We start from the raw sequence: 14,737 nt of genomic DNA, 5'->3' as shown, positions 1-14,737 counted from the left end.
AACCTAGGGAGTAGTGGATGAAGATCATCATCCTCGGCGCGGGGCAGGTAGGCGGTACGCTGGCGGAACACCTGGCCAGCGAAGCCAACGACATCACCGTGGTCGACACCGACAGCGAGCGCCTGCGCGACCTGGGCGACCGTCTGGACATCCGTACCGTGCAAGGCCGCGCATCGCTGCCGACGGTACTGCGCCAGGCCGGTGCCGACGACGCCGACATGCTGGTGGCGGTGACCAACAGTGACGAGACCAACATGGTCGCCTGCCAGGTGGCCTACTCGCTGTTCCACACCCCGACCAAGATCGCCCGGGTGCGCGAATCGGCCTACCTCACCCGCGAGGAGCTGTTCGACAACGACCACATCCCGGTGGACGTGCTGATCAGCCCCGAGCAGGTGGTGACCAACTACATCAAGCGCCTGATCGAACACCCAGGTTCGCTGCAGGTGATCGACTTCGCCGAGGGCAAGGCCCAGCTGGTGGCGGTCAGGGCCTATTACGGCGGGCCGCTGGTGGGCCAGCAACTGCGCCAGATCCGCGCCCACATGCCCAACGTCGACACCCGCGTGGCGGCGATCTTCCGCCGCGACCGGCCAATCACGCCCCGCGGCGACACGGTGATCGAAGCCGACGACGAAGTGTTCTTCATTGCCGCGAAGAAGGACATCCGTGCGGTGATGGGCGAACTGCGGCGCATCGACGAAACCAACAAGCGCGTGGTGATCGCCGGTGGCGGGCAGATCGGCGAGCGCCTGGCCGAGGCCATCGAAAGCCGCTACCAGGTGAAGATCATCGAGATGAACCCGGCGCGCTGCCGGCACCTTTCCGACACCCTGGAAAGCACCGTGGTGCTGCAGGGCAGCGCCTCGGACAAGGACCTGATGCTCGAAGAGAACATCGCCGACGCCGACATCTTCCTGGCCCTGACCAACGACGACGAGGCCAACATCATGGCGTCGCTGCTGGCCAAGCGCCTGGGCGCGCGCAAGGTGATGACCATCATCAACAACCCGGCCTATGTCGACCTGGTGCAGGGTGGCGACATCGACATCGCCATCAGCCCGCAGCTGGCCACCATCGGCACGCTGCTGGCCCACGTGCGCCGCGGCGATATCGTCAGCGTGCACTCACTGCGCCGTGGCGCGGCCGAGGCCATCGAGGCCGTGGCCCATGGCGATGCGAAGTCGAGCAAAGTGGTGGGCAAAGCCATCGAGGACATCGCCCTGCCGCCGGGCACCACCATCGGCGCGATCATCCGCGACGAGGAAGTGCTGATCGCCCATGACGACACGGTGATCGAGTCGGGCGACCATGTGATCCTGTTCGTTGTGGATAAAAAGCATATTCGGGACGTGGAGAAGCTGTTCCACGTGGGCTTGAGCTTCTTCTAAAAGAGATAGCCGAGCCCTGCTAGAAGAGATAGCCGACCCCCTGTGGGAGCGGGTTTACCCGCGAATGCGATTATCGATTCACCGACGCATTCGCGGGTGAACCCGCTCCCACAGGCGCCCGCAACATCATGGATCCGGGAGAGAAACCAATGCGCGAATCGCTGGAGAAGATGCTGGCCAAGGGTGTGGATAACCCGCTGCTGCGCTTTGGCCTGGGCAAGGCCTGGCTGGATGAAGGCAATGGCGCTGAGGCGGCGGTGCACCTGGCCAGTTGCGTGAAGCAGGACCCGAAGTATTCGGCGGCGTGGAAGCTGCTGGGCAAGGCGTATCAGCTGCAGGGGGATCTGGCTGGGGCGCGCAAAGCCTGGGAGGAGGGCATCGAGGCGGCGCAGGCCCATGGCGACAAGCAGGCCGAGAAGGAAATGGCGGTGTTCTTGAAGAAGCTGAACAAGGTCTGAGATTGCCGGGGCTGCTTTGCAGCCCTATCGCTGGCAAGCCAGCTCCCACAGGTCATTTGCTATCCTTGTGGGAGCCGGCTTGCCGGCGAAAGGGGCGCAAAGCGCCCCCAAAAATCTCAATACCAGCGCGGCTCGCCGGCCGGGCGCTTCTTGAAGCGCTTCATGCTCCACATGTACTGGCTCGGGTACTCGCGCACATAACGCTCGACCACTTTGCTCATCGCCGCTGCCGACACGTTGACGTCGGTGCTGTACATCTCTTCCGGCGCCGCCTCAAGGAACACCTTGAAGCCCGAGCCGTCCGGCAGGCGCAGGGCATGCAGGAAAACCCCCACCGCCTTGCCACCGGCCAGCATGTTCGGCACGAACTTGCTGGTCAGCGCCTGGGTCCCCAGGAACGGCACGAACACCCCGGCGGACTCGGCCGGCTCCGGGTCGGCCGGAATACCCACCTGGCCACCACGGCGCACTTCCTTGATGATGCTGAGAATGCCTTCCTTGGTCGAAGGCGCCACGCGGTTGCCCATCTGCACGCGCTGCTCACGCAGCAGGTCATCCACGGCTTTCAACTTCGGCGGGCGGAAGAAGATGATCGGTTTGCATTGGTTGCAATAGAAGTGGTTGAGCACTTCCCAGTTGCCCAGGTGGCTGGTGATACCGACCACGCCTTTGCCCGAGGCCAGGGCCTGCTCCAGCACTTCCAGGCCGTGCACTTCCTTGACCAGTTCCAGCGAGCGTTGCGGCGGCCAGATCCAGGCGCAGGCACTTTCGACGAACGACTTGCCGATGTCTTTAAGCGCACGGCCCACCAGTTGCTCACGCTCGGCCGGGTTCATCTCGGGGAAGCACTTGGCCAGGTTGATGCGCACCACGTTGCGCGAGCCGTTGGGGATCTTCCACATCAGCCAGCCGATGCCGGCGCCAACGCGCTGCACCGCGCCCCAGGGCAACTTGGCGAACAGTCGCAGCACCCCGACCATCAGGGCGCCCTTGAACTTTTCCACAGGCGAATTCCTTATTTCAGCAAGGCGCGCATTGTACCCCGTCAGCGCACCAGCGCGGCGTAGCGATCGCAGTCGGTGGTGTGGTCCATGACCATGCCGGTGGCCTGCATGAAGGCGTAGCAGATGGTCGGGCCGACGAAGGTGAAGCCGGCTTTCTGCAAGGCTTTGCTCATGGCCTTGGCTTCCTCGGTGACCGCCGGTACCTCGCTGCGGCCGGTGAAATGGTTGATCTTCGGTTCACCGCCCACGAACGACCACAGCCACTCGGCAGGGTTATCCACAGCCAGCCAGGCCAGTGCATTGCGCCGCACGGCCTTGAGCTTGAGGCGGTTGCGGATGATGCCGGCATCGAGCATCAGCTCCTCGATGCGCTCATCGCTGAGCTGCGAGAGTTTCAGCGGGTCGAAGCCGTGCAACACCTCGCGATAACGCTCGCGCTTCTTCAAGACCGTGATCCACGACAAGCCCGCCTGGAACCCTTCGAGCAAAAGCATCTCGAACAGCAACGCCGGGTCACGTTGCGGCGTTCCCCACTCCTGATCGTGGTAGGCCTGGTACAACGGGTCGTCGGAACACCAAAAGCAGCGTGGCATAAGGCTCCAATGAGTAGAGGGCGAGGCGAAACGGGTTATACTCCCGCTCTTTACATCCGCATCCCCAGATACAGGTGAATTTCGTGAGCCAGCCTACGCCAGCCGTGCGTACCTTCCAAGACCTGATCCTCGCCCTGCAGAACTACTGGGCAGCTCAAGGTTGTGTGGTGCTTCAGCCCTACGATATGGAAGTAGGCGCCGGCACTTTCCATACCGCCACGTTCCTGCGCGCCGTCGGCCCGGAAACCTGGAACGCCGCCTATGTGCAGCCTAGCCGTCGCCCTGCCGACGGGCGGTATGGCGAAAACCCCAACCGCCTGCAGCACTACTACCAGTTCCAGGTGGTGCTCAAGCCGAACCCGGCGAACTTCCAGGAGCTGTATCTGGGCTCGCTGAAAGCCATCGGCCTGGACCCACTGGTTCACGACATTCGCTTCGTCGAAGACAACTGGGAATCGCCAACCCTCGGCGCCTGGGGCCTGGGCTGGGAAATCTGGCTGAACGGCATGGAGGTGACCCAGTTCACCTACTTCCAGCAGGTCGGCGGCATCGAGTGCTACCCGGTCACCGGTGAAATCACCTACGGCCTGGAGCGCCTGGCCATGTACATCCAGGGCGTGGACTCGGTCTACGACCTGGTGTGGGCCGACGGCCCGTTCGGCAAGGTCACCTATGGCGACGTGTTCCACCAGAACGAAGTGGAGCAGTCGACCTACAACTTCGAGCACGCCAACGTCGAGAAGCTGTTCGAACTGTTCGACTTCTATGAAAGCGAAGCGAACCGCCTGATCAAGCTGGAGCTGCCGCTGCCGACCTATGAAATGGTCCTGAAGGCCTCGCACACCTTCAACCTGCTGGACGCCCGCCGCGCCATCTCGGTAACCGAGCGCCAGCGCTACATCCTGCGTGTACGCACGCTCGCCCGTGACGTGGCGCAAAGCTATCTGCAAGCCCGCGCACGCCTGGGCTTCCCGATGGCCACCCCTGAACTGCGTGACGAAGTGTTGGCTAAGCTGGAGGCTGCACAATGAGTGCTCAAGATTTCCTGGTTGAACTGGGCACCGAAGAGCTGCCACCCAAGGCCCTGTCGTCGCTGGGCGACGCCTTCCTTGCAGGTATCGAGAAAGGCCTGCAGGCCGCCGGCCTGAACTACACCGCCAAGCAGGTCTACGCCGCGCCGCGCCGCCTGGCCGTGCTGATCCGCCAGCTCGACGTGCAGCAGCCAGACCGCAGCATCAATATCGATGGCCCGCCCATGCAGGCTGCTTTCAAGGACGGCGAGCCGACCCAGGCCGCCCTGGGCTTTGCCAAGAAGTGCGGTGTGGAGCTGTCGGACATCGACCAGAGCGGCCCGAAGCTGCGCTTCTCCCAGCACATCCCGGGCAAGGCGACCGCCAGCCTGCTGCCAACCATCATCGAAGACTCGCTCAACGACCTGCCGATCCCCAAGCGCATGCGCTGGGGCTCCAGCCGTGAAGAGTTCGTGCGCCCGACCCAGTGGCTGGTGATGCTGCTCGGTGACCAGGTCGTCGACTGCACCATCCTCGCCCAGAAGGCTGGCCGTGAGTCCCGTGGCCATCGCTTCCACCACCCGGAAAACGTGGTTATCACCACCCCGGCCAACTACGTCGAAGACCTGCGCAAAGCCTACGTGCTGGCCGACTTCGCCGAGCGTCGCGAGCTGATCAGCAAGCGTACCGCCGAACTGGCCATGCAGCAGGAAGGCACCGCGATCGTGCCGCCGGCGCTGCTGGACGAGGTGACCGCGCTGGTCGAGTGGCCGGTGCCGCTGGTGTGCTCGTTCGAGGAGCGTTTCCTCGAGGTGCCGCAGGAAGCCCTGATCACCACCATGCAGGACAACCAGAAGTACTTCTGCCTGCTGGACAACGAAGGCAAGCTGCTGCCGCGCTTCATCACCGTGGCCAACGTCGAGAGCCGCGATCCGAAGCAGATCGTGCAAGGTAACGAAAAGGTCGTGCGCCCGCGCCTGACCGACGCCGAGTTCTTCTTCAAGCAGGACAAGAAGCAGCCGCTGGAAAGCTTCAACGAGCGCCTGAAGAACGTGGTGTTCCAGGCTCAGCTGGGCACCGTGTTCGACAAAGCCGAGCGCGTCTCCAAGCTGGCCGCCTTCATTGCCCCGTTCCTCGGCGGCAGTGCTGCCAACGCCGGCCGCGCCGGCCTGCTGTCCAAGTGCGACCTGGCCTCGGAAATGGTTGGCGAGTTCCCTGAGATGCAGGGCATCGCCGGCTACTACTACGCCCTCAACGATGGCGAGCCAGAAGACGTCGCCCTGGCGCTGAACGAGCAGTACATGCCGCGCGGTGCTGGCGCCGAGCTGCCGCAGACCCTCACCGGTGCTGCCGTGGCCATCGCCGACAAGCTCGACACCCTGGTCGGCATCTTCGGCATCGGCATGCTGCCCACCGGCAGCAAGGACCCGTACGCCCTGCGCCGTGCCGCCCTCGGCGTGCTGCGCATCCTGATCGAGAAACAGCTGGACCTGGACCTGACCAGCGCGGTCGAGTTCGCGGTCAAGCAGTTCGGTGCCAAGGTCAAGGCCGCCGGCCTGTCCGAACAGGTGCTGGAGTTCATCTTCGACCGCCTGCGTGCGCGCTATGAAGACGAAGGCATCGACGTTGCCACCTACCTGTCGGTGCGTGCCCTGAAGCCGGGCTCCGCCCTGGACTTCGACCAGCGCGTGCAGGCCGTGCAGGCGTTCCGCAAGCTGCCGGAAGCCGGTGCCCTGGCGGCGGCGAACAAGCGCGTGTCGAACCTGCTGAGCAAGGCCGAAGGCGCCATCGCCGACCAGGTCGAGCCGAAGTACTTCGACAACGCCAACGAGTTCTCGCTGTACTCGGCCATCCAGCAGGCCGACCAGGCCGTGCAACCGATGGCGGCCGCGCGTCAGTACAACGAAGCGCTGGCCCGCCTGGCCGCCCTGCGCGACCCGGTCGACGCCTTCTTCGAGGCGGTGCTGGTCAACGCCGAGGATGCCAAGGTGCGCGCCAACCGTTATGCCCTGCTCAGCCGCCTGCGCGGCCTGTTCCTGGGCGTGGCCGACATTTCGCTGCTGGGGTAAGCCTTGAAACTGCTGATTCTCGATCGTGACGGGGTGATCAATCACGACTCCGACGCCTACATCAAGTCGCTGGACGAGTGGATCCCCATTCCCGGCTCGATCGAGGCCATCGCGCAGTTGAGCAAGGCCGGCTGGACGGTGGCCGTGGCCACCAACCAGTCCGGCATTGCCCGCGGCTATTACTCGCTGGCGACCCTCGAGGCCATGCATGCGCGCCTGCGCGCACTGGTGGCCGAGCAGGGTGGCGAGGTGGGCTATATCGTGCATTGCCCGCATGGGCCGGACGAGGGTTGCGAATGCCGCAAGCCCAAGCCCGGGATGCTGCGGGCGATTGCCGAGCACTACCAGGTGCCACTGACCGATGTATGGTTCGTCGGTGACAGCAAAGGTGACCTGGAGGCGGCGCTGGCCGTCGATGCACAACCGGTGCTGGTGAAAACCGGCAAGGGTGAGCGGACGCTTGAAAAAGGCATCCCGCAGAACACACTGATTTTTGACGATCTGGCCGCCATCGCCAGACAACTCATTTAAACGGCGCGCCCCAGCGGCGCGTTGTCCTTAGGCGGGCCTGCCCCGCAACGGTACATGCCACTATGTCGATCCTGCAGGCGATCAGAATCTTTCTTTTTTACCTGCTGTTGGGCACCAGTTCGCTGCTGTGGTGCTCGCTGAGCTTCTTCGTTGCACCGTTCTTGCCGTTCGCCAAGCGCTATCGGTTCATCAACGTGTACTGGTGCCGCTGCGCGCTGTTCCTGGTGCGTACGGTCCTGGGCATCGATTACAAGATCACCGGTGCCGAGCACGTGCCGAAGGTGCCCTGCGTAATCTTGTCGAACCACCAGAGCACCTGGGAGACGTTCTTCCTGTCGGCCTATTTCTCGCCGCTGAGCCAGGTGCTCAAGCGTGAGCTGCTGTACGTGCCGTTCTTCGGCTGGGCCATGGCCATGCTGCGGCCGATCGCCATCGACCGCAAGAACCCGAAAGAGGCCCTGCGCCAGGTCGCCAGCCAAGGCGACGAGCTGCTCAAGCAGGGCACCTGGGTGCTGATCTTCCCCGAAGGCACCCGCGTGCCTCACGGCCAAATCGGCAAGTTCTCCCGCGGCGGTACCGCCCTGGCGGTGAACGCCGGCCTGCCGGTGCTGCCGATTGCCCACAACGCCGGCAAGTTCTGGCCCCGTGAAGGCTGGGGCAAGCGCTCGGGCACCATCGAGATGGTGATCGGCGAACCGATGTATGCAGTCGGCACTGGGCCACGCGCCATTGCCGAGCTCAACGACCGTGCCCAGGCCTGGAACGAAGCGGCCCAGCGGGCCATGGGTTCGCTGCCGCCAGTGGCTGAAAATCCTGAGCAGCAGCCGGCCTGACGATCTGTGGATAACTTGTTAGCAAGTTTTGCATGATTCGTCTGAAATAGATGCTAAGTGATTGAATTAGCTATTTATTTCTCTGTATGACGTTTTTGCGAAAATCGTGCATAAGTTTTTTCGCGCTATAAAAAAACCGGCTTTTACGCCGGTTTTTTTATGGGCTGAAATCGCTGCTGGCTTCTTCGCGGGTAAACCCGCTCCCACAACCTGTGGGAGCGGGTTTACCCGCGAAGGCCCAGTGAAAAACTCAGACCTTGTCGATATCCACATCCTTGGTTTCTTTCAGGCAGAAAATCCCCACCACCAGGCTCACCCCGGTGATCAATACCGGGTACCACAGCCCGTAGAAGATATCCCCGGTGTACACCACCAACGCGAACGACACCGTCGGCAGGAAACCACCGAACCAGCCATTGCCGATGTGGTAGGGCAGGGACATCGAGGTGTAGCGGATGCGGGTAGGGAACAGCTCGACCATCACCGCCGCCAGTGGCCCATAGGTCATGGTGGCAATGAGGATCATGGCGACAATCAGCACCACCACCATCACCTGGTTCACCTGGGCTGGATCGGCCTTGGCCGGGTAGCCGGCCGCCTCGATGGCGCTGCGCATGGCTGCTTCGTCGAAGCCGTTGATGGTCTTGTCGCCGATGCTCACCGAAACGTCGCTGCCCGCGGCGTCAACCGAGCTGTAGGGCAGGCCCTGCTTGACCAGGAAGGTCTTGACCTTGTCGCACGGGCTGTCGAAGCGCGCCTTGCCCACCGGGTCGAACTGGAAGGTGCAGCCCTGCGGGTTGGCATTCACCACGATCGGTGCCTGGCGGCTGGCGGCGTCGATCTGCGGGTTGGCGTAATGGCTCAGGGCCTTGAACATCGGGAAGTAGCAGACGGTGGCCAGCAGCAGCCCGATCATCAGGATCGGCTTGCGCCCGACACGGTCCGACAGCCAACCGAAGAACACGAAGAACGGCGCACCGATGATCACGCTGATGATCAACAGGGTGTTGGCTTGTGCCGGGTCCATCTTGAGCATCTGAGTCATGAAGAACAGCACGTAGAACTGTGCGGTATAGAAGGTCACCGCTTGCCCGGCGTTGATGCTGAACAGCGCGGTCAGCACCACCTTGAGGTTGGGCCACGAGGTGAACGACTCGCGGATCGGCGACTTGCTCACCTTGCCCTGGGCCTTCATTTTCACGAAGGCTGGCGATTCATGCATGCTCATGCGGATCCAGGTGGAGATCGCCAGCAGGAAGATCGACAGCAGGAACGGCAGGCGCCAGCCCCAGGTTTCGAACTGGTCGCCGCTGATGTAACGGCTGGCCAGCACCACGGTCAGCGACAGCAGCAGGCCGAGGGTGGCGGTGGACTGGATGAAGCCGGTGTGGAAACCACGCTTGCCGTGCGGCGCGTGCTCGGCCACATAGGTGGCGGCGCCGCCGTATTCGCCGCCCAGGGCCAGGCCCTGGAGCATGCGCAGTATCACCAGGATGATCGGTGCGGCAATACCGATACTGGCGTAGGTGGGCAGCAGGCCGACCGCGAAGGTCGACAGGCCCATCAGCACGATGGTCACCAGGAAGGTGTACTTGCGCCCGATCATGTCACCCAGCCGACCAAACACCAGGGCGCCGAACGGGCGCACCAGGAAGCCGGCGGCGAAGGCCATCAGGGCGAAGATGAAGGCGGTGGTGTCGTTGACCCCAGCAAAGAACTGCTTGCTGATGACCGCGGCCAGCGCGCCATAGAGAAAAAAGTCATACCACTCGAACACCGTCCCGAGGGATGACGCGAAAATGATCTTGCGTTCTTCACGACCGCTGGAGCTGCTCGCCGCCGCCCCCTGTTCCTGGATGTAGTCCGACATCGTTGCTGTCCTCGGCCCGAGGGCCACAGTGATTATTCTTGTTGTTCCACTGCCGACGGCCTCCGACCACGCGCCGTCGCTGTTGCAAACACCCGGGTCAGGGCGTCGGTATCGCGCTGGAGTCGCTGAGGTTGGTCTGGGTACGGGCCCCCTTGAGGATCAGTTGCGCCGCCTTCTCGGCGATCATCAACGTGGGTGAACAGGTATTGCCGGAGACGATCTGCGGCATGATCGATGCGTCGGCCACGCGCAGGCCGGGAATGCCGTGCACGCGCAGCTGGTTATCCACAACGTCCAGTGCGCCATTGCCCATGCGGCAGGTGCCCACCGGGTGGAAGATGGTGGTGCCGATCTGGCCGGCGGCCTGGTGCAGGTCTTCTTCACTCTGCAGGGCGGGGCCGGGCAGGTATTCGCGGGGGGCAAAGGCGGCCAGGGCAGGGGCCTGGACGATGCGCCGGGTCATGCGGATGGCATCTGCCGCCACCTGCAGGTCTTCGGGCGCACTGAGGTAGTTGGGGTCGATCAGGGGTGTGGCGTGCATGTCCGCCGAGCGGATATCGATACGCCCACGGCTGACCGGGCGCAGGTTGCACACCGAGGCGGTGAAGGCCGGGAAGCGATGCAGCGGCTCACCGAAGCGTTCCAGCGACAGGGGCTGCACGTGGTATTGCAGGTTGGCGCTGGCCTGCTCCGGGCCCGAACGCACGAATGCCCCCAACTGGCTGGGCGCCATGGCCAGCGGGCCGCTGCGGTCATAGGCGTAACGCAGGCCCATGCCCAGTTTGCCCCACAGGCTGTTGGCCATCTGGTTGAGGGTACGGGTGTTGTCGATCTGGTAGATCAGCCGCAGTTGCAGGTGGTCCTGCAGGTTGCCGCCGACGCCGGGCATGTCGTGCCGCACGCCGATGCCCAGCCCTTCGAGCAGCTTGCGCGGGCCGATGCCTGAGCGTTGCAGGATACCGGGCGACCCTACAGAACCTGCGCAAAGAATGATCTCGCGGCGAGCGCCGAACTCATGCCACCCGCCTTGCCAGCGCGCTTTCACCGCCCGGGCGCGCGTGTTGCTGAGCAGCACCTGATCGACCTCGACGCCGGTCAATACGGTCAGATTGGGCCGTTTGAGGATGGGTTTGAGGAAAGCCTTGGCCGAGTTCCAGCGCACACCGCGGCGCTGGTTGACCTGAAAGTATCCACAGCCGGCGTTGTCGCCGGTGTTGAAGTCGTCGACCTTGGCGATGCCACTCTGCTCGGCGGCATCGCGGAAGGCATCGAGGATCGGCCAGCTGTAGCGCTGCTGTTCAACCCGCCATTCGCCGTCACCGCCATGGCTGTCGCTGGCGCCGGCGAAGTGGTTTTCGCTTTGCTTGAACAACGGCAGCACGTCCTTCCATGCCCAGCCGTCGTTGCCTTGCTCGGCCCAACGGTCGTAGTCGGCAGCCTGGCCGCGCATGTAGATCATGCCGTTGATCGAGGAACAGCCGCCGAGCACCTTGCCCCGTGGATAACCCAGGGCACGGCCGTTCAGGCCGGGTTGCGCTTCGGTCTTGAAGCACCAGTCGGTACGGGGGTTGCCGATGCAGTAGAGGTAACCGACGGGGATGTGAATCCAGGGATAGTTGTCGCGGCCCCCGGCTTCCAGCAGCAGGACGCGGCAGGCAGGGTCGGCGGACAGACGGTTGGCCAGCAGGCAACCGGCGGGCCCGGCACCCACGACCACGTAGTCGTAGACAGAATCGGCTGATGGCATGTGCAACCTCGCGCCTGATTATTATTCTTGTCCCGGTCCATCTTATTGATTAATTTCGCTGAGGAAACACGAGATTTTGCGCAGCCGTTGTGCGTTTTAGCACAGCGGTCTGCCTGAGCCGGCCTCTTCGCGGGTAAACCCGCTCCCACAGATACAGCGCAACTGTCAGCATCTGCGCAGCACCTGTGGGAGCGGGTTTACCCGCGAAAAGGCCAGTACGAACAGCCAAAGGGATCAGCATGTTCGACTGGAACGATCTGCGGTTTTTCCTCGAGTTGCAGCGCAGCGGCCGGCTGCTGACCGCCGCCAAGCGCCTCAACACCACCCACAGCACCGTGGCCCGGCATATCGAGAGCATCGAGAAAAGCCTGGGCACGGCGCTGTTCGTCCAGCACGCCCAAGGCTACGACCTCACCCCCTCCGGCCAGGCACTGCTCAAGCACGCCGAGGCCATGGAGAACGTCGCCCTGCTGGCGCAGGAGGAAATCACCCAAGCCATCACCCCCTTGGGCAAGATTCGCCTGGGTGTCACCGAAGGCATCGGCATCATGTTCTTCACCCCGCGGATGAACGCGTTGTTCGAGCGCTACCCGGGGCTGGAAGTGGAGCTGGTGGCGGTGCCGCGCTTCGTCAGCATCCTCAACCGCGAGGCCGAAATCAGCATCCACCTGGAGCGCCCCAACGCCGACCTGCTGATCACCCGCAAGCTCACCGACTACCGCCTGGCGCTGTACGCCAGCCAAGCCTACCTGGACCGCGCACCGCCATTGCGCAACCGCGAAGACCTGGCCCGGCACAGCTGGATCGGTTACGTCGACGACTTGTTGTTCAGCCAGGAACTGCTGTTCCTCAACAGCTTCTGCCGCACACCCAGCGTAGCGTTTCGCAGCACCAGCGTAATCGCCCAGCAGCATGCCGCCCAGGCCGGGCTGGGCATCGCCGTGCTGCCCAACTACATGGCCCGCCACGACCCGAAGCTGGTGCGGGTGCTGCCCAGCGAAACCATCCAGCGCAGCTACTGGATCTGCACCCGCCGCGAACTGCACAAGTCGGTGCGCCTGCGGGTGGTGTGGGATTACCTGCTGGCGCTGTGCGCCGCCGAGCAGGATGAGCTGCTAGCCGAGTAGCGCCTTGCCGGCCAGTAGCAGCGCAGCTGCCCAGCCCGCCACGGCGAAAAGCTGCTGCAGGCGTGGGCCGGCGATGCGGGCGGCGAGCGGCCGTGCCAGCAGCAGGCCGATGACCGCACCGATGGCGAAGGGCACACCCACCTGCCAGTGCATCACACCGGCCACGCTGGCGCTCACCACGCTACCGGTGGACACCAGGGCGATCACGGCCAGCGAGGTGGCGACGATGCTGGTCATGCGCAGGTTGGTGTAGCGGTTCAATGCCGGGATGATCACGAAACCACCGCCCACGCCCAGCAGGCCGGACAACAACCCCGACATCAGCCCAGTAAAGGCCAGGGCCCTGGCGCAGGGCAAGGTCCAGCGCAAGCGGCCTTGCAAGGGGTTGAGCACGCAGGGCTCGATGAAACGATGGGCGTCATTGGCTTCGCCGCGCAGTTGCCTGGCCGCCTTGCGCCAGATGCGCAGGCAGGCGTAAACCAGCACCCCGGCGAACACCAGGGCCAAGGGTGTATTGGGCAATTGATGGGCGAGCATCAGGCCAAAGGGCGAGGCGGCGATGCCGATCAGGGCGATGAACAGGGCCGCGCGATAACGTACCAGCCCTTCGCGCAAGCCGAGCAGGGCGCCCACCGCCGCCGCCAGGCCAACGGCGAGCAGGCCGATCGGCGCCGCCTCGACCATGCTCAGGCCCAAGCCGAACACCAGCAGCGGCACCGCGAGGATGCCGCCACCGGCGCCGGTCAGTGCCAGCACCGCGCCAATGATTGCGCCGAGCCCGGCGCCCAGCAGCTGCTGTTCGATCACTGCTGCGCCTCGACCACCAGCGGCTGCGGCCGCGCCATCCATTCACGGCCCTTGAGCATGGCCTTCCAGTACAGCGGCGGCAGGATCTGCGCTTTCAACAGCCAGGCCAGCCGGGTCGGCTTGCGCCCGTCGAGCAACCAGCGCGGGAAGCTCGGCGCCACCTTGCCGCCATAGGTGAACTCGGCCAGGACAATCTTGCCGCGCTCCACTGTCAGCGGGCAGGAACCATAGCCGTCGTATTGCGCCAAGGTCGGCAGGCGCCCAAGGGCCACCAGCACGTTGTTGGCCACCACCGGTGCCTGCTTGCGGGCAGCGGCGGCGGTCTTGGCGTTACTGGTGTTGGCCACGTCGCCCAAGGCGTGGATATTGCCGAACTGGCGGTGGCGCAGGGTGTGCGGGTCGACATCCACCCAGCCAGCGGCATCGGCCAGCGGGCTCTGGCGGATAAAGTCCGGCGCCACTTGCGGCGGCACCACATGCAGCATGTCGAAGGCCTCGACGCGGGTTTCGCTGCTGCCATCTGGCAGTGTGCGCACGAAGGTGGCGCGCTTGTTCGGGCCATCTACCGCCGTCAGGCGATGTTGATAGTTGAGGTCGACGCCGTACTTGTCGATGTAGCTCATCAAGGCCGGCACGTAGTCCGGCACGCCGAACAGCACGGCGCCGGCGTTGAAGAAGCTGGCCCTGATATCGCCGAGCCGGCCATTGCGCAACCAGTGATCGCACGACAGGTACAGGGCCTTCTGCGGCGCACCCGCGCATTTGATCGGCATCGGCGGCTGGGTGAACAGGGCACGGCCTTGCTTGAGCGTCTGCACCAGCTCCCATGTGTAGGGCGCCAGGTCGTAGCGGTAGTTGGACGTGACACCGTTGCGGCCGAGTGTATCGCTCAGGCCTTCGATGGCGCTCCAGTCGAGCTTGAGGCCCGGGCACACCACCAGCTGTTCGTAACTGACGGCTCGACCTCCTTCGAGCATGACCAGTTGCCCATGCGGGTCGAAACCTTCGACCCGCGCCTTGATCCAGCGCACGCCACGGGGCAGGGTGGCGGCCATGGTGTGGGCGGTGCTCGGTGCCTTGAACACACCGGCGCCGACCATGGTCCAGCCAGGCTGGTAGTAGTGCACATCGGCGGGGTCGATCAAGGCGATGTCCAGTGACGGGTCGCGGGCGATCAAGCTCGAGGCGGTGGCGATACCGGCGGCACCGGCACCGACTATCACCACTTTGTGGTGGTCGGCAGGGGATGAATCAGCAGGGGACAGCAAGGCAGGCATGGCGGTGTTCCTTTGAATCT

The 14,737-nt window shown here is 64.0% G+C and carries 13 protein-coding genes; 7 read left to right on the top strand and 6 right to left on the bottom strand.

Annotated features, from left to right (window positions below; translation table 11 throughout):
* The first annotated feature begins 17 nt into the window (after positions 1-17).
* Positions 18-1,391 carry a Trk system potassium transporter TrkA gene (trkA, locus tag ACQ4N9_RS01670; protein WP_110994077.1) on the top strand — a complete coding sequence of 458 codons (1,374 nt, stop codon included), beginning with the start codon at positions 18-20 and terminating at the stop codon, positions 1,389-1,391.
* Between the two features lie 149 nt (positions 1,392-1,540).
* The gene (locus ACQ4N9_RS01665) at positions 1,541-1,849 is read left to right on the top strand and encodes a tetratricopeptide repeat protein (protein ID WP_347150392.1); all 309 of its coding nucleotides are present in this window, start codon (positions 1,541-1,543) and stop codon (positions 1,847-1,849) included.
* Between the two features lie 116 nt (positions 1,850-1,965).
* Here the strand turns inward: ACQ4N9_RS01665 and ACQ4N9_RS01660 are convergent, their stop codons facing one another.
* Positions 1,966-2,853, bottom strand: coding sequence for a lysophospholipid acyltransferase (locus ACQ4N9_RS01660; protein ID WP_390970105.1), 888 nt, complete (start codon positions 2,851-2,853; stop codon positions 1,966-1,968).
* 41 nt (positions 2,854-2,894) lie between these two features.
* On the bottom strand, positions 2,895-3,446 hold the full coding sequence (locus tag ACQ4N9_RS01655; RefSeq protein ID WP_390970107.1) for a DNA-3-methyladenine glycosylase I: 552 nt from the start codon (positions 3,444-3,446) through the stop codon (positions 2,895-2,897).
* A gap of 83 nt (positions 3,447-3,529) precedes the next feature.
* On the opposite strand from ACQ4N9_RS01655, the gene glyQ reads away from it, so the two are divergent.
* From glyQ to ACQ4N9_RS01635, 4 genes are all read left to right on the top strand, one after another.
* The gene (gene glyQ / locus ACQ4N9_RS01650; RefSeq protein WP_027592054.1) at positions 3,530-4,477 is read left to right on the top strand and encodes a glycine--tRNA ligase subunit alpha; all 948 of its coding nucleotides are present in this window, start codon (positions 3,530-3,532) and stop codon (positions 4,475-4,477) included.
* Positions 4,474-6,525 (top strand): glycine--tRNA ligase subunit beta, encoded by a 2,052-nt coding sequence (gene glyS, locus ACQ4N9_RS01645; protein WP_390970109.1) that lies wholly within the window; start codon positions 4,474-4,476, stop codon positions 6,523-6,525. The genes glyQ and glyS overlap by 4 nt, the downstream gene beginning before the upstream one ends.
* Before the next feature lie 3 nt (positions 6,526-6,528).
* Positions 6,529-7,056 (top strand): D-glycero-beta-D-manno-heptose 1,7-bisphosphate 7-phosphatase, encoded by a 528-nt coding sequence (gmhB, locus tag ACQ4N9_RS01640; protein WP_125462030.1) that lies wholly within the window; start codon positions 6,529-6,531, stop codon positions 7,054-7,056.
* Positions 7,057-7,118: 62 nt separating this feature from the next.
* Positions 7,119-7,889: a lysophospholipid acyltransferase family protein gene (locus tag ACQ4N9_RS01635; protein WP_390970111.1), complete on the top strand. Its 771-nt coding sequence runs from the start codon at positions 7,119-7,121 to the stop codon at positions 7,887-7,889.
* Positions 7,890-8,139: 250 nt separating this feature from the next.
* Here the strand turns inward: ACQ4N9_RS01635 and ACQ4N9_RS01630 are convergent, their stop codons facing one another.
* Both ACQ4N9_RS01630 and ACQ4N9_RS01625 read right to left on the bottom strand, forming a co-directional pair.
* Positions 8,140-9,759: an MFS transporter gene (locus ACQ4N9_RS01630; protein WP_322359727.1), complete on the bottom strand. Its 1,620-nt coding sequence runs from the start codon at positions 9,757-9,759 to the stop codon at positions 8,140-8,142.
* A 97-nt stretch (positions 9,760-9,856) separates the two neighbouring features.
* Complete coding sequence (locus ACQ4N9_RS01625; protein ID WP_390970113.1) at positions 9,857-11,506, bottom strand: GMC family oxidoreductase; 1,650 nt, start codon at positions 11,504-11,506, stop codon at positions 9,857-9,859.
* A gap of 239 nt (positions 11,507-11,745) precedes the next feature.
* Here ACQ4N9_RS01625 and ACQ4N9_RS01620 point away from each other — a divergent pair, with 239 nt between their 5' ends.
* Entirely contained in the window at positions 11,746-12,633 is an 888-nt protein-coding gene (locus tag ACQ4N9_RS01620) for a LysR family transcriptional regulator (protein WP_153786817.1), read from the top strand.
* Here ACQ4N9_RS01620 and ACQ4N9_RS01615 read toward each other — a convergent pair.
* Together ACQ4N9_RS01615 and ACQ4N9_RS01610 are read right to left on the bottom strand one after the other, a co-directional pair.
* Positions 12,622-13,440, bottom strand: coding sequence for a sulfite exporter TauE/SafE family protein (locus ACQ4N9_RS01615; RefSeq protein ID WP_390970118.1), 819 nt, complete (start codon positions 13,438-13,440; stop codon positions 12,622-12,624). The genes ACQ4N9_RS01620 and ACQ4N9_RS01615 overlap by 12 nt on opposite strands.
* Complete coding sequence (locus tag ACQ4N9_RS01610; RefSeq protein WP_390970120.1) at positions 13,437-14,717, bottom strand: NAD(P)/FAD-dependent oxidoreductase; 1,281 nt, start codon at positions 14,715-14,717, stop codon at positions 13,437-13,439. Before ACQ4N9_RS01610 ends, ACQ4N9_RS01615 begins: the two co-directional genes overlap by 4 nt.
* Between the last annotated feature and the right edge of the window lie 20 nt (positions 14,718-14,737).

It is taken from the genome of Pseudomonas sp. ES1 (assembly GCF_050586605.1).
In the GTDB taxonomy this organism is placed as follows: Bacteria; Pseudomonadota; Gammaproteobacteria; order Pseudomonadales; family Pseudomonadaceae; genus Aquipseudomonas; species Aquipseudomonas sichuanensis.
Note: the sequence above shows the minus strand (reverse complement) of the source record. Positions and strands in the feature narration are given on the sequence as shown.